Genomic DNA, 20,697 nt, shown 5'->3' on the forward strand with positions numbered 1-20,697 from the left:
CGCCCGAGGTGGCCGACCGCCCGGTGCCGCGCCCGGCGCCGCGCGTGGCGCCCGAACCCGTCGCCCCGCCCGAGCCCGACACGCAGGTGGCCGAAGAGGTGCAGCAGGCCGCCGAGCCCGATGCCGAGGCACCGCAGGTGGCCGAGGAAGAGCAGGAGGCGACCGCGCCCGAGGAAACCGCGACCGAGATCGTCACCGAGGCCGAGGAACCCGCCGCGGCGGCAGAGCCGGTGCCCGAGGCGCCGGTGCTCGCGCCCGATGCCTCGCGCCGCCCGCTGACCCGTCCGACCAATCTCGCGCAGCGCCCCGAGCCGCAGCCGGAACCGGAGCCCGCGCCCAAACCCGAGAAACCGGCAGAGCAGCCGCGCACCGAAACCGCCGAGCGCAAGCCCGAGCCGCCGAAGGAAACGCCCCCCGCGCAGGACAGCGCGGACGATGCCGTGGCCGATGCCATCGCGCAGGCGCTTGCCGGAGGCGGTGGCGGCGCGGCGCAGCAGAGTGGTCCTTCGGGGCCGCCGCTGACGCAGGGCGAGCGCGACTCGTTGCGTGTGGCGGTACAGAAATGCTGGGTCGTGGATGTCGGCAGTCAGGCGGCGAATGTCACCGTGACCGTCGGTATGGATATGGACGCGTCGGGCCGCGTGGTCTCGTCGAGCCTGAAGATGCTGGGCTCGTCGGGTGGCGATGCCTCCGCGGCAGAGACCGCGTTCCAGAACGCGCGGCGCGCCATTCTGCGCTGTCAGGGGGACGGCTATTCGCTGCCTGCCGACAAATACGATCAGTGGAAGACCATCGAAATGACCTTCAATCCCGAGCAGATGAGGCAGCGGTGATGGGGCATTTCGGCAAGCGCCTGCACTCAGGTCGACGTACGGCCTGGCACGCAGGTCAGCATATGGGCCGACTTGGGCCGCATGACACGGCTCTTTGTCCGGGGCGGGGTCCCGCGCTATGTTCGCCCCGAGGACGACCAAAAGCAGGCAAACTGGCAGGCAATCCGCGGCGCGGCACGGCGACCGGGAAGGAGACTACGAGCATGACAAGAATTCTGGCCCTGATCCTTGCCCTCGGCACTGCCGGGACGGCGGTGGGCGTGGCGGCACCGGCGCTCGCGCAGGATGGCCCCCTGCGCATCGAGATCACCGAGGGCGTGATCGAACCACTGCCTTTCGCGGTGCCCGATTTCGTCGCCGAGAGCGGCGATGCGGCGGAGTACGCGCAGCAGATCAGCCGGGTGATCGCCGAAGACCTCAGCGGCACCGGCCTCTTCCGCGAAATTCCGCGCGATGCGCATATCAGCCGCGTGTCGAATTTCTCGAGCCCGGTGCAATTTTCGGACTGGAAGGCGATCAACGCGCAGGCGCTGATCACCGGCGCCGTCAGCTCTGACGGGGCAGGGCGGCTGACCGTGAAGTTCCGCGCTTGGGATGTCTTTGCGGGCACCGAACTGGGCGACGGCATGCAGTTCTCGGCCACCACCGATGGCTGGCGGCGGCTGGCGCATAAGGTCGCCGATCAGGTCTATTCGCGCATCACCGGCGAGAGCGGCTATTTCGACAGCCGCGTGGTCTATGTCTCGGAGAGCGGGCCGAAGGATGAGCGCGCCAAGCGCCTTGCGGTGATGGATTACGACGGCGCCAACGTGCAGTATCTGACCGACAGCCGTTCGATCGTCATCGCGCCGCGCTTCTCGCCGAACGGCGACCGGGTGCTCTACACCAGCTATGAGACCGGCGAGCCGCGCATCCATGTGCTCGACGTGGGCTCTGTGCAAAGCCGCATCCTGCCGACCTCGGACGGGGTGATGAGCTTTGCGCCGCGCTTCTCGCCCGATGGCTCGCAACTGCTCTATTCGATGACCCGCGGCTCCAACACCGACATCTACGCGATGGACATCAATTCCGGCCAGACCCGGCAGCTGACCACCGCGCCCTCGATCGAGACCGGTGCCAGCTTCTCACCCGATGGCAGCAAGATCGTCTTCGAAAGCGACCGCTCGGGCAGCCAGCAGCTTTATGTCATGCCGGTGAGCGGCGGCGAGCCGACCCGCATCAGCTTTGGGCAGGGCCGCTATGGCACGCCGGTCTGGTCGCCGCGCGGCGATCTCATCGCCTTCACCAAGCAGAACGCCGGGCGCTTCCACATCGGCGTGATGCGCACGGACGGCTCGGAAGAGCGGCTGCTCACGGCCTCTTTCCTCGACGAGGGCCCGACCTGGGCGCCGAATGGCCGCGTGCTGATGTTCGCCCGTGAGACGCAGGGAGCGCAGGGCGCAAGCTCGCTCTACACGGTCGACATCTCGGGGCGGAACCTCAAGCGGGTGCGCACGCCCGACGGCGCCTCTGACCCGAGCTGGGGGCCGCTGCAGTAACCGCAGGACAAATGGGTGCGCTCCGCCGGAGCGCGCCCTTCGCTTTGCGTCCCGATGCGCCGGAAACAATTCTCTCAAAAGGGTTATCCGCGCCCAGAGACGCCACGTTCCCAAGGCTTTCGCGCTGTGATAGCCTTGCGGCAAACACACGAGCAGGACAGTGATCCAATGACATATCTTCCGAAGGTTCTGATGCTGGTGGCCGGTCTCGGCCTTGCTGCCTGCACCAACCCCGACCGTTTCAACGAAGGCGCCTATGGTGCCGGTGCTGGCGCGGGTTATGGCGCGGGCGCCAATGGCGGCATGGTGCCGGGCTCGGCGAACGACCCGACCTCCTCGGCCTACTTCAATCAGGCGATCGGCGACCGCGTGCTCTTCGCCGTCGACCAGTCGACGCTTTCGGCACAGGCGCAGGCCACGCTCGACGCGCAGGCGCAGTGGCTGATGACCAACTCCGATTACCTCGCGGTGATCGAAGGCCACGCGGACGAGCAGGGCACCCGCGAGTATAACATCGCGCTTGGTGCGCGCCGTGCCAACGCTGTGATGGAATATCTGATCTCCAAGGGCGTGGCACCGACCCGCCTGCGTCAGATTTCCTACGGCAAGGAGCGTCCGGTCGAGATTTGTTCGGAAGAAGCCTGCTACGCCAAGAACCGCCGCGCGGTGACGGTGATCTCCATGGGCATGACGAGCTGAAGGAGGGCCTGATGCGTCTGACCGGCATTGCCCTATGTCTGGGCCTGATCGCGAGCGGCGCGCAGGCCCAGCAGAGTGAGACCCTGGCGGACCTCCGCCAGGAGCTTGTCATGCTCGACAGTCAGCTCAAGAAGCTGAAGCAAGAGCTCAACACCACCGGCATTGGCTCGGCCAATGTCGGCGGCAGCACGCTTGATCGGGTCAACGCGATCGAGGCCGAACTGACCCGGCTGACCGCGCGCACCGAAGAGCTGAGCCACCGGATCGACAGCGTCGTCAGCGACGGCACCAACCGGATCGGCGATCTGGAATTCCGCATCTGCGAGATCGAGCCGGGCTGCGACATCGGCAACATCGGCCAGACGCGCCCGCTTGGCGGCGATCAGCCGGCGACCTCGGGCACGCCTGCGCCCGCGCCGTCGCAGAGCGCCTCCTCTGGCGGGGATGCGCTGCCGTCGGACGGGGCCGAACTTGCAGTTGGCGAAGAAACCGATTTCCGGCGAGCCCAGGAGGCGCTCGCCAACGGTGACTTTCAATCCGCCGCGAGTGAGTTTGCGTCCTTCCGCCAGACCTACCCGGGTTCTCCGCTAGAGGCGGCAAGCTATCTCGGCGAGGGCCGGGCCCTGAGCGAGGCAGGCGACACGCGCGAGGCCGCGCGGCGCTTCCTTGGCGCCTACGCCAACTACCCCGAGAGCGAGGTTGCCCCCGACGCGCTGTGGCGGCTTGGCGCGGCGCTCGGGCAGCTTGGCAGCACCAACGAGGCCTGCGTGACGCTGGGCGAGGTGGCCACGCGCTATCCGGGCAATGCGGCCGTCGACAAGGCGCAGACCGAAATGGACCGTCTCGGCTGCCAGTGAGGCAGCCAGTGAGCCGGGCAGTGAGGCAGCCGGGAATGACCGCGGTGACGCCAACCCTGGACCAGCGCTTTGCCGATGCCATGGGCGCGGCGCTGGGGCCTGACTTTCCTTCCGATATCGCGCTGGCCGTCTCTGGCGGCGGCGACAGCATGGCGATGCTCACGCTGGCGCACAATTGGACCCATGTCTGGGGCGTTCGCCTGCATGTGGTCACCGTCGATCACGGGTTGCGGCCCGAGGCGGCCGAGGAGGCACGCATGGTCGCGCAGACCTGCGCCGAGCTGGGCTGGCCGCACAGCACCCTTCGCTGGAACTGGGACGGGCAGGGCAACCTGATGGATGCGGCGCGGCGCGCGCGTCTGTCGCTGATCGGACGCTGGCGCGGCGATATTCGCGACGTGCTCATGGCGCACACCGCGGACGACATGGCCGAGACCTTTCTGATGCGCCTTGCCCGCGGTGCCGGGGTCGAAGGGCTGTCGGCGATGCAGCCGGTGCGCGAGGTCTTTGAGCCGGGCGAGGCCCGGCCCATGCGCATCGTCCGACCCTGCCTCGACATGGGCCGCGAGGAGTTGCGCCACTACCTTCGCGTGCTCAAGGGCACATGGGCGGACGATCCTTCGAACGAGGATGACAGCTATGACCGGGTGCGCGCCCGCAAGCTGATCGCCCGGCTCGAGGCGGAAGGTGAGCTCTCCGGCCCCGACCTGACAGCCGCCGCAAAGCGCATGGCGCGGGCGGGCGAGGCGCTGCGGGCGCGCGCGCTGCAGGTCTGGAAAGAGATCGCTGTCGAAATCCCGCCCGAGCGCGCGGGCGATCTGCTGTTTGACCAATCCGCCTTCCAGACCATTGAGCGTGACACTCAGTTGCGGCTGCTCGCTGCGGCGCTGCAGTTCGTCTCTGGCGCAGAGTACCGCCCGCGCGAGGCACCGCTGGAGGCTCTGCTCGACCGGCTGCTTGGCGGGGGTGGCGGCACGCTGCATGGCTGCGAGCTGCGCATAGAGCGCGGGCGGGTCGCGATCTTTCGCGAGTATGAGGCGGTGCGTGACACCGTCTGCCCCGCCACACAAGGCGCGCTCTGGGATGGCCGCTGGCGGCTCTGCCTCGACGTGCGGAAGGGCACCGAGTTGCGTGCGCTTGGCGACGACGGCTGGGCGCAGCGTGACCGCACCGCGCCGCCGCCGGTGCCCTATCACGCCGCCCGCTCGGCACCGGCGCTTTTCGACGGCGCGCGGCTGGTGGCCTGCGATGCGGTGGCGCTTTCGGGGGGCGCCGCGCCCGTCTTTGAGCTCTGCCGCTCTGGTCGCAAGGGCCTCAGCTTCGCGGCATTCCTGCAATCCGGCCCGCAAACCGGGTGAAATCGCATTGAACCGGCTGGCTCAGCCCTTATGTTAGGCACACATCGCGTCTTCGCGAGAAGCGCGAGATACGTCATTTTAGGAGGCCGTCCTTGGGCAACGCACGAAATATCGCCTTCTGGGTCGTTCTTTTCCTGTTGATTCTGGCGCTTTTCAACCTCTTCTCTGGGGGCGGGAGCACGCTGCAGAGCCGGGAAATCAGCTACTCGGATTTCATGGAGGCGGTCGATTCTCAATCCGTCAGCACCGTCACCATCGACGGCGAGCAGATCCGCTACCGCGGCAACGACGGACAGGATTACGTCACCGTCAAGCCCGAGGATGCCCGGGTCACCGATACGCTGATCGACAAGGGCGTCACCGTGCGCGCAGAGCCGCAGGAGCAATCTGGCTTCCAAGCGTTCCTGCTCAGCCTTCTGCCCTTCCTGCTGCTGATCGGGGTGTGGATCTATTTCATGAACCGCATGCAGGGCGGCGGCAAAGGCGGCGCCATGGGCTTTGGCAAGTCCAAGGCCAAGCTGCTGACCGAAAAGCATGGCCGCGTCACCTTTGACGACGTGGCGGGCATCGACGAGGCCAAGGAAGAACTCGAAGAGATCGTGGAATTCCTGCGCAACCCGCAGAAGTTCTCGCGCCTCGGCGGCAAGATCCCCAAGGGCGCTCTGCTGGTGGGCCCTCCGGGCACCGGTAAAACGCTGCTGGCGCGCGCCATCGCGGGCGAGGCGGGCGTGCCCTTCTTCACCATCTCGGGCTCGGACTTCGTGGAAATGTTCGTCGGTGTCGGCGCGTCCCGCGTGCGCGACATGTTCGAGCAGGCCAAGAAGAACGCCCCCTGTATCGTCTTCATCGACGAGATCGACGCCGTGGGCCGCAACCGTGGCTCGGGCTACGGTGGTGGCAACGACGAGCGCGAACAGACCCTCAACCAGCTGCTGGTCGAGATGGACGGTTTCGAGGCCAACGAAGGCGTGATCATCATCGCCGCCACCAACCGCCGCGACGTTCTCGACCCCGCGCTGCTGCGTCCGGGCCGCTTCGACCGTCAGGTCATGGTGGGCAACCCCGACATCAAGGGCCGCGAGAAGATCCTCGGCGTGCACGCCCGCAAGACCCCGCTCGGCCCGGATGTCGACCTGCGCATCATCGCGCGCGGCACCCCCGGTTTCTCGGGCGCGGATCTGGCGAACCTCGTGAACGAGGCGGCGCTGATGGCCGCCCGCGTTGGCCGCCGGTTCGTGACGATGGAAGACTTCGAGAATGCCAAGGACAAGGTCATGATGGGCGCCGAGCGCCGGTCGATGGTCCTGACCGCCGATCAGAAGGAAAAGACCGCCTACCACGAGGCCGGTCACGCCGTCGTCGGCCTGTCGCTGCCGCAGTGCGATCCCGTCTACAAGGCGACGATCATCCCGCGCGGCGGCGCCCTCGGCATGGTGGTTTCGCTGCCCGAGATCGACCGCCTGAACTGGCACAAGTCGGAATGCGAGGAAAAGCTCGCGATGACCATGGCCGGTAAGGCCGCCGAGATCATCAAATACGGCGAGCCCAACGTCTCGAACGGTCCGGCGGGCGACATCCAGCAGGCGTCGGCGCTGGCGCGTGCCATGGTGCTGCGCTGGGGCATGTCGGACAAGATCGGCAACATCGATTACTCCGAGGCGCATGAGGGCTATCAGGGCAACACCGCTGGCCTGTCGGTCTCGGCGCATACCAAAGAGCTGATCGAGGAAGAGGTCCGCAACTTCATTCAGGTCGCCTATGAGCGCGCCTACCAGATCCTCACCGAGAAGAACGAGGAATGGGAGCGTCTGGCGCAGGGCCTGCTTGAGTATGAGACGCTCACCGGCGACGAGATCAAGCGCGTGATGAAGGGCGAGCCGCCGAATGCTTCGGGCGGCGAGGACAGCGGTTCGGACGACACGCCGAGCGTCACCGCCATTCCCAAGACCAAGCCGAAGGCCAAGCCGACGGACGAGGGTGGGATGGAGCCCGAACCCTCTGCATGAGCCAAGACGGTCATAAAGACTGGGACCCCGGGACCTATCACAGGTTCCGGGGTCATCGTTTGCGCCCCGCGCTCGATCTGCTGCGCGCACTGCCGGCGCTGCCCGAGGGGCCGGTGGTGGATCTTGGCTGCGGTGCGGGGGATGTGGGTCCCGCGCTGGCGCAGCTGGGCCGGAGGCTCGAAGGGGTCGATCTCAGCCCCGCGATGCTGGACAAGGCGCGCGCCACCGGCTGCTACGACGCGCTGCATCAGGCCGACATCTCGGCGTGGCATGCCGAAAGCCCGCCCGCGCTGATCTTTTCCAACGCGGCGCTGCATTGGACCCATGGCCACGACATCCTGCTGCCGCGCCTGCTGGCCATGCTGGCCCCCGGCGGCACGCTGGCGGTGCAGGTCCCGGCGCAGAACAATGCGCCCTCGCACCGCATGTGGCTGGCTCTGGTGGAGGAACGCTATCCGGGCCGTGTCGATCCCGCGACGATCCCCGGCATCCTGCGCCCGGCAGAGTATCACGCGCTGTTGGCACCGCAGGGCGAGACCGCGCTTTGGGAAACCGAGTACTATCAGTATCTCGCGCCGCAGGAGAACGGCCATCCGGTGCGCCATTTCACCCAAGCCACATTCGCCCGCCCGGTGCTGGAGCCGCTGACCGAGGCCGAGCGGACCGAGTTGGTCGCGGCCTACGAGGCGGTGATCCGTACGGTGTATCCGATGGACGAGAGCGGCGGCGCGCTGTTCCCGTTCCGGCGGCTGTTCTTCACCGTCACGATCTGACAGCGGCCCGGGTCCGGCGGCGATTGCGCAGGAACCGGGTCCGATACCCCCTCGACCTTGCCGCCTATCTGTGGCCCAACTTGGCGCCGTAACGTAAGCTGTCCAAGGACCCCTCCCATGCCCGCGCTCAAGCCCACCCAGTTCTCTGCCCGCATCACTTGGCTTGGCCGTGTGCCGGTCGAAGGCGACAGCATCCGCTCCGTCCCCGTCGAGTCGATCGAACTGGATTGGGCTGGGCCCCAAGACGAGCGCCATGCCGGTCTGACGCGCCCGTCCTGCTCGCGGGTGACGTCGCAGCACAAGCGCGGCACCGAGATCGCCAACGCCCGGCAACTCAGCATCGTCGCCGCCGAAGACCTCGCCGAGATCGCCGCGACGCTGGACCTCGAGGCCATCGATCCGGTGCTCGCCGGGGCGACGCTGATCCTCGAAGGCATCCCCGACTTCAGCCACATCCCGCCGTCCTCGCGTCTGCAGGGGCCGGATGGGGCGACGCTGGTGATCGACATGGAAAACCGCCCCTGCAACCTGCCCGCGCGCGAGATCGAGGCCGAGCACAAAGGCCACGGCAAGGCGTTCAAATCCGCCGCCAAGGGCAAGCGTGGGGTGACCGCCTGGGTCGAGCGTCCGGGCACGCTCTCGATCGGCGACACGCTGACGCTGCACATCCCCGACCAGCCGGTCTGGGCGTATCTCGACGCGGCGCGCAAGGGCTGAGCGCTTCGCGCAGGGCTCGAACGCTTCGCGCGTGACCACGCGCGCCAGAGCGGCTATGGACGGGGCACGAGACCACTCCGCAGGAAGGCCCCGCCATGACCACCGACATCGAAATCGCCCGCGCCGCGCAGAAACGCCCCATTCAAGAGATCGGCGAAAAGCTCGGCATCACCGGGGCCGACCTCATTCCCTATGGCCATGATAAGGCGAAGGTCTCGGCCAGCTTCATCGAGGGGCTGGGCGAGCGCAAGCGGGGGCGGCTGATCCTTGTCACGGCGATCAACCCGACCCCGGCGGGCGAGGGCAAGACCACCACCACCGTCGGCCTTGGCGACGGGCTGCAGGCGATCGGCAAGAAGGCGGCGATCTGCATCCGCGAAGCCTCGCTCGGGCCGAACTTCGGGATGAAGGGCGGGGCGGCTGGTGGCGGTCACGCGCAGGTGGTGCCGATGGAGGAGATGAACCTTCATTTCACCGGCGACTTCCACGCCATCACGGCGGCGCACAACCTGCTGTCGGCGATGATCGACAACCATGTGCACTGGGGCAACGCGCTCGAGATCGACCTGCGCCGCGTGGTCTGGCGCCGGGTGCTCGACGTCAACGACCGGGCGCTGCGCGACGTGGTGACCGGCCTTGGCGGCGCGCCAAACGGCTTCCCGCGTCAGGGCGGCTTTGACATCACCGTCGCCTCCGAGATCATGGCCTGCCTGTGCCTTGCCGACAATCTTGCCGACCTGCAGGACCGCCTTGGCCGGATGATCGTCGCCTATCGCCGCGACAAGACCCCGGTGCTGGCGCGCGATCTCAAGGCCGATGGCGCGATGACCGTGCTGCTGAAAGACGCGATGCAGCCCAACCTCGTGCAGACGCTGGAACACACGCCTGCCTTCGTGCATGGCGGGCCCTTCGCCAATATCGCCCATGGCTGCAACTCGGTGATCGCCACCAAAACCGCGCTGCGTCTGGCCGACTACGTGGTGACCGAGGCGGGCTTTGGCGCTGATCTCGGGGCCGAGAAGTTCTTTGACATCAAGTGCCGCAAGGCCGGGCTGCACCCCGATTGCGTGGTGCTGGTGGCCACGGTGCGGGCGCTGAAGATGAACGGCGGCGTGGCGCGCGCCGACCTTGGCAGCGAAGATGTGGCCGCGGTGAAGAAGGGCTGTGCCAACCTTGGCCGCCATATCGAGAACCTGCGCCAGTTCGGTGTGCCGGTCGTCGTGGCGATCAACCATTTCGCGGGCGACAGCGAGGACGAAGTGGCGGCGGTGAAATCCTACGCCGAGGCGCGCGGCGCCGAAGCGCATCTGTGCCGCCACTGGGCCGAGGGCTCGGCGGGCATCACCGCGCTGGCAGAGCGCGTGGCGCATATTGCCGATGGCGATGCGGCGCAGTTCGCCCCGCTTTATGGCGATGAGCTGCCGCTGTGGGAGAAGATCGAGACCGTCGCCAAGCGCATCTACCATGCGGGCGAGGTTACGGCGGATGCACGGGTTCTGGCGCAGCTGAAGGACTGGGAAGAACAGGGCTTTGGCGAGCTGCCGGTCTGCATGGCCAAGACGCAATATTCCTTCTCGACCGATCCGACCCTGCGCGGCGCGCCCGAGGGGCACACGGTGCCGGTCCGCGAAGTGCGGCTCTCGGCCGGGGCGGGCTTTGTCGTGGCGATCTGCGGTGACATCATGACCATGCCCGGCCTGCCCCGCGTGCCCGCCGCCGAGAGCATCGGCCTCAACGCAGAGGGTGAGGTCGAGGGGCTCTTCTGAGCCACTGCCCCTGCCGCGCGGCACCGAAAAAGCGCCGCGCGTTTCCGATTGGCGCATGCTTTGTCGCGATTGGCGCAATATCCGCCGCACTGGTGCGTTGATCCTTGCGCCGCATCGCGGCATAGGGGGCGCAACGGCCACGGAAAAACTTGCAAGGAGACGCCCATGCGCGATCCCGCAACCTTGGGTGACATGACGGCGCTGCGCGCCGAGATCGACGACACCGACAAGGCGCTTACCGCGCTCTTGGCGCATCGTCAGAGCCTCATCGACCGTGCTGCCGAGATCAAGACCGGCGCGGGACTGCCCGCCCGGATCAAGGCCCGCGTCGACGAGGTCGTCGCCAACGCCCGGCGCAATGCCGAGGCCGAGGGGATCGATCCGGATCTGAGCGAGATGCTCTGGCGCGAGCTGGTGGAATGGTCGATCCGCCGCGAGGAAGCGGTGCTGGGACAGGAGTGAGCCACATGAGTGCAACCATCATCGACGGCAAGGCCTTTGCCGCAACGGTCCGTGAGAAGGTCGCGGGCCATGTCGCCCGGCTGAAGGACGCGCATGGCATCACCCCCGGCCTCGCCGTGGTGCTGGTGGGCGAGGATCCCGCCAGTCAGGTCTATGTGCGCAACAAGGGCAAGCAGACCCTTGAGGTCGGCATGCAGAGCTTTGAGCACAAGCTGCCCGAGGACACGTCGGAAGCCGACCTGCTGGCGCTGGTCGAAAAGCTCAACGCCGATCCGGCGGTGCATGGCATCCTCGTGCAGCTGCCGCTGCCGCCGCACATGAACTCCGATCTGGTGATCAACGCCATCGACCCGGCCAAGGATGTGGACGGCTTCCACATCTCCAACGTCGGTCTTCTGGGCACCGGACAAAAGAGCATGGTGCCCTGCACCCCGCTCGGCTGCCTGATGATGCTGCGCGATCAGCTGGGCTCGCTGTCGGGGCTGAATGCTGTGGTCGTGGGCCGCTCGAACATCGTCGGCAAGCCGATGGCGCAGCTGCTGCTGGGCGACAGCTGCACGGTGACCATCGCGCATTCGCGCACCAAGGATCTGCCCGAGGTCTGCCGCCGCGCCGACATTCTGGTCGCCGCAGTGGGCCGCCCCGAGATGATTCCCGGCGACTGGGTGAAGCCCGGCGCGACGGTGATCGACGTGGGCATCAACCGCGTCGACGCGCCCGAGAAGGGCGAGGGCAAGACCCGTCTGGTGGGCGACGTCGCGTTCGCCTCGGCGGCAGAGGTCGCAGGCGCGATCACCCCGGTGCCCGGCGGCGTCGGCCCGATGACCATCGCCTGCCTGCTGGCCAACACCGTGACCGCCTGCTGCCGCGCCAACGGCCTGCCCGAGCCCGAGGGGCTGACGGCGTAACCGAAAGTGGAGCCGGGGGAGCGCCTGCCCGTGGGGTGGCGCTCTGCCGCGCGAGGTCTTCGCTTTATGCCTGCCATGATCGGACGACCTCTGAGCGTCGTGCACCGGTGACATAGCGCCAGCCCGCCGGGACGGGCAGGCGCTTCCCCGGCGGCCTGCGGCCTTGATTCCGGGGTGAAGTCTGCCGCTACCTCGGCATCGGCAGCCGAACCGGCTTCGGCCCGGTCAGGATCGCCTGCGCGCCGTCGCCCATCATTCCCGACAGCACCGCGCTGTCGGTGCGCAGCCCGCCGGTATAGGCCCCATAAGCAGGCAGGATCAGCCGGGCATCGTCGAGCAGGAAACAGGGCCGCGAGATCACCCGCCCGCGCAGCGCAATGCGCGCTTTGGGGTGGTAATGCCCCGAGACCTCTCCACGCGCGCCATCTTCGGCCATGTGTCGCAGCACCAGCCCGTTCAGCCGCAGTTCCGCCAGATGCGTGCCGCCCAGAGACACCGGGCCGGGATCGTGGTTGCCCTCGACCCAGAGCCACTCGCGCCCCGCCTGCAGCCGGGCGATCCAGAGTTGCTCTTCCTCGGGCAGCACCAGATCGAGCCCCACCGCATCGAAACTGTCGCCAAGGCAGACCACGCGCCGCGCACCGGTGGCGTCGAGGTCACGCTCCAGCCGCAGCAGGGTCTCGCGCCCCTCGTAGGGCGGCATCAGCGCGCCGCCCTGCGCTGCCAGCCGCGCCGATTTGCCGAAGTGCAGGTCCGAGACCACAAGCAGCCCTTCGGCGGGCCAATAAAGCGCCCCCGATCCAAGCGCCTCCAGTGCCGCGCCATGAAAGTCGAAGCCGAGCCGTGTCATGCGCGCTGCCATGCCAGAGCGCCGCGCGCCCCGCAAGACACTTGCCCCGAAACCGCGCTGGCTGGCGGGCGGGGCGCAAGCGCACTCAGATCTCGGCCAGCCCGCTCTCGCGCAGCAGCGCGCCCACTTCTTCCTCCAAAAGCCGCTCGTCGGCGCTGCCGCGGATCGGCACGCGCCCCGGCTCCAGAAACAGCGGCGCCGAGAGCGGCGAGAGCCGCTCCAGCCGCACAAGGTCGATCCGGCCTTCGACACGGGCGCACATCTCGCGGATGCGCGAGAAATCCACCAGCCCGCGCATCGCTTCCTCGCGGGTGATCTGCAGCAGCAGGTGCTCGGGGTCGTATTTCACCAGCGTGTCGTAGAGGATGTCCGACGACATGGTCGCCTGCTTGCCGGTCTTGCGTTGCCCGCCGATGTTGCGCTCGATCAGCCCGGCGATGGTGGCCGAGGCGCGGAAGGTGCGCTTCATCACGGCATTGCCGGCCAGCCAGCCTTCGAGCCCCGCCTCCAGCGCCTGCAGATCAAACAGCGGCGCCGGGTCGATGACCTCGTCGAGCCCCCAGATCAGCGTCGCGTAATCGGTGGCGACAAAGCCCATGGGCGCCAGCCCTTCCTCCTCCATCCGCTTGGTCAGCAGCAGCCCCAGCGTCTGCATCGCGTTGCGCCCGGCAAACCCGTAGACCACCAGCTGCTCGCGCCCGTCATGCGGGAAGCTCTCGATCAGCAGCCGTCCGGGCTGCGGCAGGCGCGAGACATCGCGTTGCAGGCGCAGCCAATCGCCAGTGTGCGGGGGCAGGGCGGGCCAGTCCTCTTGCTGGAACATCCGCAGGATTCGCTCCGAAAGCTGGGTGGAGGTGGCGAATTTGGTGCCCATGAAGGTGGCGATCTTGGGCTTGCGGTGCGCGTCGCGGCTGACCTGCACCACCATCTCGCGCAGCCCCTCATAGCGCACAATCTGCCCGCCGATGAGGAAGGTGTCGCCGCGGGTGAGCTGCGCGGCAAAGCCCTCCTCGATCTCGCCCAGCGGCGCACCGCCGCGCCCGCGGTAGCGCACCTTCAACGTGTCGGTGTCCTGAATGGTGCCGATGTTCTGCCGGATGCGCACCGCCGAGCGCGGATCGCGCAGCTGCCACAGCCCATCCTCGCGCTGCTTGAGGCGCTGCCACTGGTCATAGGCGCGCAAAGCGTAGCCGCCGGTGGCGCAGAACTGCAGGCAATCGTCGAACTCCGCGCGGCTCAGCCCGGCATAGGCGCCCGCCGTGGTCATCTCGGCATAGAGCGCATCCGCCTCGAAGGGCGCGGCGCAGGCGGCAATGAGGATGTGCTGGCACAGCACGTCGCGCGGACCGGGTCCGCGGCTCTCACCGTCGAGATCGCGCGCCCGCACCGCCTCGAGCGCCGCCACGCATTCCACCACCTCGAAACGGTTGGCGGGCACCAGCAGCGCCTTGGAGGGGGCGTTGTAGCGGTGGTTGGCGCGCCCGATGCGCTGCACCAGCCGCTTGACGTTCTTCGGCGCGCCGACCTGGATCACCAGATCGACGTCGCCCCAGTCGATGCCCAGATCCAGCGAGCCGGTGCAGACGATGGCGCGCAGATCGCCGCGCACCATGGCGGCCTCGACCTTCTCGCGCTGGCCGCGGTCGAGCGAGCCGTGGTGGATGCCGATGGGCAGAGCGTCCTCATTGGCCAGCCAGAGCTTATGAAAGAAGATCTCGGCCTGCGCGCGGGTGTTGTGGAAGATGAGCGTTGTGCGGTGCCGCTTCACCTGCTCCAGCACCGCCGGGATGGCATAGGCCGCGCCGCCGCCCGACCAGGGCGGCGCTGCCTCGGTCTGCAGCATCGAAATGTCCGGCTCGGGGCCGGGGTCGGCCTCGACGATCTCGCAGGGGTCCGGATGCCGCGCCAGCAGCCGGGCAATGGCGGCGGGGTCCTCGACCGTGGCCGACAGCCCCACCCGCCGCAGGTCCGGGCACATGCGCTGCAACCGCGCCAGCGCCAGCATCAGCTGGTCGCCACGCTTGCTCTCGGCCAGCGCGTGGATCTCATCGACCACCACCCGGCTCAGCCCCTGAAACATCCGCGGCGCATCCTCATAGGAGGTGAGCAGCGCGAGGCTCTCAGGCGTGGTCAGCAGGATATGCGGCGGATCGGCGCGCTGGCGGCGCTTGCGTGACGAGGGCGTGTCGCCGGTGCGGTCCTCGACCCGGATCGGCAGCCCGGCCTCTTCGATGGGGATCAGCAGGTTGCGCCGAATGTCCGCCGCCAGAGCCTTCAGCGGCGAGACATAGAGCGTGTGCAGCCCGGCCCGCGGTGCTTCGGTCAGCTCAGCCAGCGTCGGCAGGAAGCCCGCCAGCGTCTTGCCGCCGCCGGTTGGCGCAATAAGCAGCAGCGCAGGTGCCCCGGCGCGCTCGAGCATGGCGCGTTGATGCGGGTGCATCTGCCAGCCGCGGCGGTCGAACCAATTGGACAGGGAGGCGGGAAGCGAGGTCATGCCCCCAAGATAGTGCGCCGGGAACACAGGAAAAACGTCCCGCCTTCCTCTTGGCGGAAATATCCCGGGGGAGGCCGCGCATGGCGCGGACGGGGGCAGCGCCCCCGAAGGCTTGGCGGAGCATCAACAGGCGCCTGTGCCGCAATGCACAGGTCGATCTCTGGCCTTTCCGTTTCAAACCGCTAGGGTCTGGCTCAATCAAAAATCATGGAGCCCCTCTCATGACTGCGCATTACACCCCTCCCAAAGTGTGGACTTGGGAAGCCGAAAGCGGCGGCCAGTTCGCCTCGATCAACCGCCCGATCGCCGGGGCGACCCACGACAAGGAGCTGCCGGTCGGCAAACATCCGTTCCAGCTCTACAGCCTCGCCACGCCGAACGGCCAGAAGGTCGGGGTGATGTTCGAAGAGCTGCTCGCCGCCGGCCATGACGCCGAATATGACGCTTGGCTGATCCGCATCAACGAGGGCGATCAGTTCGGCTCGGGCTTTGTCGACGTGAACCCCAACTCGAAGATTCCCGCGCTGATGGACCGCTCGGGAGCCACGCCGGTGCGGGTGTTCGAATCCGGCGCCATCCTGCTGCATCTGGCGGAAAAATTCGGCGCCTTCCTCGGCAAGCCCGAGGTGCGGGCCGAGATGCTCAGCTGGCTGTTCTGGCAGATGGGCAGCGCGCCCTATCTGGGCGGCGGCTTTGGCCATTTCTACGCCTACGCGCCTGAGAAGATGGAATATCCGATCAACCGTTTCGCGATGGAGACCAAGCGCCAGCTCGACGTGCTGGACCGCAACCTCGCGGACCGCAAGTTCATGACCGGTGATGACTACACCATTGCCGATATCGCGATCTGGTGCTGGTACGGCAATCTCGCGCTGGGGCGGCAGTACAGCGCCGGGGAATTCCTCGACGTGGAAAGCTATGCCAACGTCCAGCGGTGGGCCAAGGAGATCGACGCCCGCCCGGCAGTGCAGCGCGGCCGTATGGTCAACAAGGCCGTCGGCCCGCTCGAAGAGCAACTGCACGAGCGCCATGACGCCTCGGACTTCGATCTGCGCACGCAGGACAAGCTCGCGGGCTGACACGCTGCCAGCGGACCCCTTGCAAGAGCCTTCGAAGGCTCTTGCAAATCTCTTCCAAGAGATTGGCCCTTCGCCGGGCGCGGCCAGAGCAGGATGCCCGGAACAGGATGACCACAACAGGATGACATGCTGATTACCGCCATCTGGCCGATCTTTGCGCTCATCTGTCTGGGCTTCGTACTGCGCCGATCCGGCTTCCCGTCTGATGCTTTCTGGCCCGCCGCCGAGCGGCTGAATTATTTCGTGCTGTTCCCGGCGCTGCTCTTCTCCAGCCTCGCCGCCGCGCCGGTGCGCGACCCGCAGGTGCTGCGCCTCGGCGGCGCGGCGCTGGCGACCATCCTGATCGCCTCTGCGGCTATGGCGCTGGCGCGGCGCGTCCGGCCCAGCCCTGCGGCGCGCTTCGGTCCGGGCCTGCAGGGCGTCATCCGGTTCAACACCTATCTCGGGGTGGCCGTCCTTGCCAGCGTGGGGGCCAGCGTGGGGGCCAGCGGCGCAAGCGCTCTGGCGGCGGTCTATCTGGCGGTGGCGGTCCCTTTGGTCAACGTGCTGTCGATCCTCGCCCTAAGCGGCAGCGGGGCAGGCGGACGGCGCGGCGCGGTGCTGCTGCTGCGGACGATCTTTCGCAATCCGCTGATCCTCGCCTGCCTTGCGGGCATCGCCGTGGCGCTGAGCGGGGTTGGGCTGCCCTTCGGCACCGGCTCTTTCATGAAGCTTCTGGCGCAGGGCAGCCTGCCGCTGGGCCTGCTCTGCGTCGGCGCGGCGCTGCAGCCCGAGGCGTTGCGCAAAGACCTGCCGGCGCTTGCGGGTGTCAGTCTGCTGCGGCTTTTGTGCATGCCCGCGCTGGCCGTGGCGGTGGCCGCGCTCTTCGGGCTCGAAACCACGTCTGCGCTGGTACTGGTGGTCTTCTCGGCGGTGCCCTCTGCGCCGACGGCCTATGTGCTCACCCGGCAGCTCGGCGGCGACGGGCCCTATATGGCCGGGATCATCACCGGTCAGACGCTGCTTTCGGTGCTGACCCTGCCGCTTGTTCTCTGGGCCTGCGGGGCCGTCTAGCGCGGAGCCGAAGGAGACCCCGCCGCTCTGCCGCGGGGCCCGTTTGAGCAAAAGCCCCTCAGACGCCGAGCATATCCGTGAGCGTGCGCAGCGCGTCGCGGTCGGCGTCGTTCATCTTGGCTGCGCGCGAGCGGAACAGCGTCGCCTGCGAGCGCAGCACCGGCTCTTCGGCCAGCACCTTGAGGTGGTTGGCGCGCAGCGTCTCGCCGGTCGAGGTGATGTCGGCCACGGCCTCGGCGGTGAGGTTCTTCACCGTGCCCTCGGTCGCGCCCTGACTGTCGACAAGCTGATAATCGGCCACGCCGCCCATACGCAGGTAGTCGCGCACCAGCCGGTGGTATTTCGTCGCGATGCGCATACGGAAGCCATGTGTCGCCCGGAAGGCGGCGGCGGCGCCGTCGAGATCGTCGAGCGTGTCCACATCGACCCAAGCCGCGGGCACGGCGACGATCAGATCGGCCTGCCCAAAGCCCAGTTCGGCCAGCGGTTCGACCTTCTGATCCCATTGCACCAGCTTCTCGCGGATTAGGTCGGTGCCGGTGACGCCGAGGTGGATACGCCCCGCCGCCAGCTCGCGCGGGATTTCCCCGGCCGAGAGCAGCACCAGCGACACGCCGTCGACGCCCTCGACGGCCCCGGCGTATTCCCGCTCGGAGCCGGTGCGCGACAACTGTACGCCGCGCGCGCCGAACCAGTCGAAAGTCTTCTCCATCAGTCGGCCCTTGGAGGGCACGCCAAGCTTGATGCTCATTTCGCCACCTCCAGAAGGATGCCCGGACGGATCACACCGCCCACCGCCGGAATCTCCTGACCGCCGCCAAGCCGCCGGGTCAGCGCGTCATAGCGCCCGCCGGTGGCGATGGGGGGCAGGTCGGGACGGCTCTCGCAGACGAAGCCAAAGGCGAAGCCGTCGTAATATTCCATCGAACTGCGGCCATAGCTGGCTTCGAAGTCCAGCTCGGCCACGTCGACGCCGCGGGCCGACAGCGCCTCGCAGCGGCGCTCGAAGGTCTCGAGCGCGGGCAGCAGAGCGGGCATGTCCACGGCGATGTCGCGCAGATGCTCAAGCGCGAAAGAGCAAGTCTCGCGCACGGCCAGCACCGCGTCGATCAGTTCCACCTGCGCGCGGGGCAGCGGCGGTTCGGCGGCATCGGCGCGCAGCGCGGCGATGCGCTCGGCGATCTCGCGCTCGGAGCGCATGCCGATCACCGGACCGGCCTTGGCCATCGGGTCCGCCTGCGCCAGCATCGCGGCGCGCGGCGCGGGCACCGGGGTCTTGCCCGAGAACCGGTCGAGCAGCGCGCGGAACCGGCGCGGGCGCCAGATGTGCCGCAGCAGCGCGTCGCGGCGCGCCTGCGAGGTCTGCAGCCCCGCCACGGCAGCGGTGAGAATGCCGATATCGCCGGTCACCGGGCGCAGCGCATAGGGCTGCAGCACTTCCGCGAACAGGCCGAAGACCTCGGCATCGAGCTGCGCCTGATCACCCCGGTCAAACACCTCGTAACCCACCTGAAAATACTCAGACGGGCGCTCGGGGTGCTCTTCCTGCCGCCGGAAAATCTCACCGGCGTAGGTATAGCGGGCGGGCTCGGCGCCGTGGCTCATGTGCATCTCGACCACCGGCACGGTGAAGTCGGGGCGCAGCATGACCTCGCCGCGGTTCGGATCGTGGGTCACATAGGCGCGGGCACGGATATCCTCGCCGTAGAGGTCCAGCAGCGTCTCGGCCGATTGCATGATCGCGCAGTCGAGCGGCAGCGCCCCGGCCTCGGCGAAGACCGACTTCAGCCGTTCCGCTTCGGCCTTTTCGGCAGCCATGCTCACGCCCATTGGTTCAGGATCTCGCGCACCTTGGCGACCAGCTGATCGCGCGGCACCTCGTATTGCGAGGGCCGTTCCTTCCACTCTTCAAGGCTGGCGCTCTGCGCCAGCTTCGCGCCGAGGATCAGGTCCTTGATCTGCACCACGCCGCGCTCTTTCTCGTCGCCGCCCTCGATGACGGCCACGGGCGACTCGCGCTTGTCGGCGTATTTGAGCTGGTTGCCGAAGTTCTTCGGGTTGCCGAGGTAGACTTCGGCGCGGATGCCGTTGTTGCGCAGCTCGGCGACCATCGCCTGATAGTCGGCCATGCGCGCCTTATCCATCACGGTCACCACCACCGGGCCCTGCGCGGTGCCGCCGATGCGGCCCTTGGCGCGCAGCGCGGCGAGCAGCCGGTCGACACCGATCGACACGCCCGTCGCGGGCACCGACTGGCCGGTGAAGCGCTTGACCAGATCGTCGTAACGCCCACCGCCCGAGACCGAGCCGAACTGCCGCTTGCGGCCTTTCTCGTCGAGGATCTCGAAGGTCAGCTCTGCCTCGAACACCGGGCCGGTGTAATAGCCGAGGCCGCGCACCACCGACGGGTCGATCTCGATACGGCTCGAGCCATAGCCGCCCGCGTCCAGCAGCGTGGCGATCTGCTCCAGCTCGTCGACACCTTCGGCGCCCACTGCCGAGCCGCCAATGGCGGCGCGCAGATTGGCGAGCGTTGCACCCGCGTCCGCGCCCTTGGAGGTCAGGAAGGCCAGCACCGGCGCCGCCTGATCGTCGGAAAGGCCCACGCCGTCGATATAGGCGCCCGAGGCGTCGAGGCGTCCCTTGCCCAAAAGCTCGCGCACGCCGCTCTCGCCGACCTTGTCGAACTTGTCGATGGTGCGCAGCACCGCCTGCTGCTGCGCGTCATCCGACAGGCCCATGGTCTCGAGCACGCCGTTCAGAACCTTGCGGTTGTTGACCCGCACCAGATAGTCGCCGCGCGGAATGCCGACCTCTTCCAGAGTGTCCGACAGCATCGCGCAGATCTCGGCATCGGCGGCCACCGAGGGCGCGCCCACGGTATCCGCATCGCACTGATAGAACTGGCGGAAGCGGCCCGGTCCGGGCTTTTCATTGCGCCAGACCGGCCCCATGGCATAGCGCCGGTAGGGGGTCGGCAGGTCGTTGCGGTGCTGGGCGTAGACACGCGCCAGCGGCGCCGTCAGGTCATAGCGCAGCGCCACCCAGCCGTCGTCATCGTCTTCCCAGGCAAAGACCCCCTCGTTCGGACGGTCCACATCCGGGAGGAACTTGCCGAGCGCCTCGACGGTCTCCACGGCAGAGCTTTCCAGCGCCTCGAAGCCGTAGCGATGATAGACCCCGGCGATGGTATGCAGCATCTCTGCGCGTTCGGTCACCTCGGTGCCGAAATAGTCGCGGAACCCCTTGGGCGTTTGCGCCCGGGGGCGGGGGGCTTTCTTTTCCTTGGCCATGGCCTCGCTCC

The 20,697-nt window shown here is 67.8% G+C and carries 17 protein-coding genes and 1 pseudogene; 13 read left to right on the forward strand and 5 right to left on the reverse strand.

Features of this window, described 5'->3' with window-relative positions:
- The 11 genes and pseudogenes from G0A00_RS22450 to folD all read left to right on the forward strand — a co-directional run.
- A pseudogene (locus tag G0A00_RS22450) lies at positions 1-833 on the forward strand (cell envelope biogenesis protein TolA); the annotation flags it as partial.
- Between the two features lie 203 nt (positions 834-1,036).
- Complete coding sequence (gene tolB, locus G0A00_RS22455) at positions 1,037-2,371, forward strand: Tol-Pal system beta propeller repeat protein TolB (protein ID WP_164185108.1); 1,335 nt, start codon at positions 1,037-1,039, stop codon at positions 2,369-2,371.
- Positions 2,372-2,539: 168 nt separating this feature from the next.
- Entirely contained in the window at positions 2,540-3,070 is a 531-nt protein-coding gene (gene pal, locus G0A00_RS22460; RefSeq protein WP_066107637.1) for a peptidoglycan-associated lipoprotein Pal, read from the forward strand.
- 11 nt (positions 3,071-3,081) lie between these two features.
- Positions 3,082-3,927 (forward strand): tol-pal system protein YbgF, encoded by an 846-nt coding sequence (ybgF, locus tag G0A00_RS22465; RefSeq protein WP_164185106.1) that lies wholly within the window; start codon positions 3,082-3,084, stop codon positions 3,925-3,927.
- Between the two features lie 35 nt (positions 3,928-3,962).
- Complete coding sequence (gene tilS / locus G0A00_RS22470) at positions 3,963-5,285, forward strand: tRNA lysidine(34) synthetase TilS (protein WP_203595482.1); 1,323 nt, start codon at positions 3,963-3,965, stop codon at positions 5,283-5,285.
- Between the two features lie 92 nt (positions 5,286-5,377).
- Positions 5,378-7,291, forward strand: a complete 1,914-nt coding sequence (gene ftsH / locus G0A00_RS22475; protein ID WP_164185104.1) for an ATP-dependent zinc metalloprotease FtsH — start codon at positions 5,378-5,380, stop codon at positions 7,289-7,291.
- A 59-nt stretch (positions 7,292-7,350) separates the two neighbouring features.
- Complete coding sequence (locus G0A00_RS22480; RefSeq protein ID WP_235953334.1) at positions 7,351-8,064, forward strand: methyltransferase domain-containing protein; 714 nt, start codon at positions 7,351-7,353, stop codon at positions 8,062-8,064.
- A 117-nt stretch (positions 8,065-8,181) separates the two neighbouring features.
- Positions 8,182-8,781, forward strand: coding sequence for an MOSC domain-containing protein (locus G0A00_RS22485; RefSeq protein WP_164185100.1), 600 nt, complete (start codon positions 8,182-8,184; stop codon positions 8,779-8,781).
- A gap of 95 nt (positions 8,782-8,876) precedes the next feature.
- A complete protein-coding gene (locus tag G0A00_RS22490) occupies positions 8,877-10,547 on the forward strand; it encodes a formate--tetrahydrofolate ligase (RefSeq protein ID WP_164185098.1) in 1,671 nt (556 codons plus the stop codon).
- Positions 10,548-10,712: 165 nt separating this feature from the next.
- On the forward strand, positions 10,713-11,009 hold the full coding sequence (locus G0A00_RS22495) for a chorismate mutase (protein WP_164185096.1): 297 nt from the start codon (positions 10,713-10,715) through the stop codon (positions 11,007-11,009).
- Between the two features lie 5 nt (positions 11,010-11,014).
- A complete protein-coding gene (gene folD / locus G0A00_RS22500) occupies positions 11,015-11,917 on the forward strand; it encodes a bifunctional methylenetetrahydrofolate dehydrogenase/methenyltetrahydrofolate cyclohydrolase FolD (RefSeq protein ID WP_164185094.1) in 903 nt (300 codons plus the stop codon).
- Positions 11,918-12,104: 187 nt separating this feature from the next.
- Here folD and pdeM read toward each other — a convergent pair whose 3' ends face one another.
- Positions 12,105-12,767, reverse strand: a complete 663-nt coding sequence (gene pdeM, locus G0A00_RS22505; protein WP_164185110.1) for a ligase-associated DNA damage response endonuclease PdeM — start codon at positions 12,765-12,767, stop codon at positions 12,105-12,107.
- A gap of 85 nt (positions 12,768-12,852) precedes the next feature.
- Positions 12,853-15,261 (reverse strand): ligase-associated DNA damage response DEXH box helicase, encoded by a 2,409-nt coding sequence (locus tag G0A00_RS22510; RefSeq protein WP_164185092.1) that lies wholly within the window; start codon positions 15,259-15,261, stop codon positions 12,853-12,855.
- 221 nt (positions 15,262-15,482) lie between these two features.
- Between G0A00_RS22510 and yghU the strand changes: the two genes are divergently transcribed.
- A complete protein-coding gene (yghU, locus tag G0A00_RS22515) occupies positions 15,483-16,340 on the forward strand; it encodes a glutathione-dependent disulfide-bond oxidoreductase (RefSeq protein ID WP_164185090.1) in 858 nt (285 codons plus the stop codon).
- Positions 16,341-16,466: 126 nt separating this feature from the next.
- Positions 16,467-17,393, forward strand: coding sequence for an AEC family transporter (locus G0A00_RS22520; RefSeq protein ID WP_164185082.1), 927 nt, complete (start codon positions 16,467-16,469; stop codon positions 17,391-17,393).
- A 58-nt stretch (positions 17,394-17,451) separates the two neighbouring features.
- Here G0A00_RS22520 and hisG read toward each other — a convergent pair whose 3' ends face one another.
- The 3 genes from hisG to hisS are packed head-to-tail and all read right to left on the reverse strand — an operon-like array spanning position 17,452 to position 20,686.
- Positions 17,452-18,144, reverse strand: a complete 693-nt coding sequence (gene hisG, locus G0A00_RS22525) for an ATP phosphoribosyltransferase (protein WP_164185080.1) — start codon at positions 18,142-18,144, stop codon at positions 17,452-17,454.
- Positions 18,141-19,211: an ATP phosphoribosyltransferase regulatory subunit gene (locus G0A00_RS22530; protein WP_235953332.1), complete on the reverse strand. Its 1,071-nt coding sequence runs from the start codon at positions 19,209-19,211 to the stop codon at positions 18,141-18,143. The genes hisG and G0A00_RS22530 overlap by 4 nt, the downstream gene beginning before the upstream one ends.
- Positions 19,212-19,213: 2 nt before the next feature.
- Positions 19,214-20,686: a histidine--tRNA ligase gene (gene hisS / locus G0A00_RS22535; protein WP_066107600.1), complete on the reverse strand. Its 1,473-nt coding sequence runs from the start codon at positions 20,684-20,686 to the stop codon at positions 19,214-19,216.
- Positions 20,687-20,697 lie beyond the last annotated feature (11 nt).

This window comes from Salipiger sp. PrR002, assembly GCF_010500775.1.
Taxonomy (GTDB): Bacteria; Pseudomonadota; Alphaproteobacteria; order Rhodobacterales; family Rhodobacteraceae; genus Salipiger.

What these genes read in the sequence shown, in the direction of transcription:
- tolB (WP_164185108.1), top strand. Translation starts at nt 1,037, where the DNA reads ATGACAAGAATTCTGGCCCTGATCCTTGCCCTCGGCACTGCCGGGACG.
- pal (WP_066107637.1), top strand. Translation starts at nt 2,540, where the DNA reads ATGACATATCTTCCGAAGGTTCTGATGCTGGTGGCCGGTCTCGGCCTT.
- ybgF (WP_164185106.1), top strand. Translation starts at nt 3,082, where the DNA reads ATGCGTCTGACCGGCATTGCCCTATGTCTGGGCCTGATCGCGAGCGGC.
- tilS (WP_203595482.1), top strand. Translation starts at nt 3,963, where the DNA reads ATGACCGCGGTGACGCCAACCCTGGACCAGCGCTTTGCCGATGCCATG.
- G0A00_RS22485 (WP_164185100.1), top strand. Translation starts at nt 8,182, where the DNA reads ATGCCCGCGCTCAAGCCCACCCAGTTCTCTGCCCGCATCACTTGGCTT.
- G0A00_RS22490 (WP_164185098.1), top strand. Translation starts at nt 8,877, where the DNA reads ATGACCACCGACATCGAAATCGCCCGCGCCGCGCAGAAACGCCCCATT.
- G0A00_RS22495 (WP_164185096.1), top strand. Translation starts at nt 10,713, where the DNA reads ATGCGCGATCCCGCAACCTTGGGTGACATGACGGCGCTGCGCGCCGAG.
- folD (WP_164185094.1), top strand. Translation starts at nt 11,015, where the DNA reads ATGAGTGCAACCATCATCGACGGCAAGGCCTTTGCCGCAACGGTCCGT.
- pdeM (WP_164185110.1), bottom strand. Translation starts at nt 12,767, where the DNA reads ATGACACGGCTCGGCTTCGACTTTCATGGCGCGGCACTGGAGGCGCTT.
- G0A00_RS22510 (WP_164185092.1), bottom strand. Translation starts at nt 15,261, where the DNA reads ATGACCTCGCTTCCCGCCTCCCTGTCCAATTGGTTCGACCGCCGCGGC.
- yghU (WP_164185090.1), top strand. Translation starts at nt 15,483, where the DNA reads ATGACTGCGCATTACACCCCTCCCAAAGTGTGGACTTGGGAAGCCGAA.
- G0A00_RS22520 (WP_164185082.1), top strand. Translation starts at nt 16,467, where the DNA reads ATGCTGATTACCGCCATCTGGCCGATCTTTGCGCTCATCTGTCTGGGC.
- hisG (WP_164185080.1), bottom strand. Translation starts at nt 18,144, where the DNA reads ATGAGCATCAAGCTTGGCGTGCCCTCCAAGGGCCGACTGATGGAGAAG.
- G0A00_RS22530 (WP_235953332.1), bottom strand. Translation starts at nt 19,211, where the DNA reads ATGGCTGCCGAAAAGGCCGAAGCGGAACGGCTGAAGTCGGTCTTCGCC.
- hisS (WP_066107600.1), bottom strand. Translation starts at nt 20,686, where the DNA reads ATGGCCAAGGAAAAGAAAGCCCCCCGCCCCCGGGCGCAAACGCCCAAG.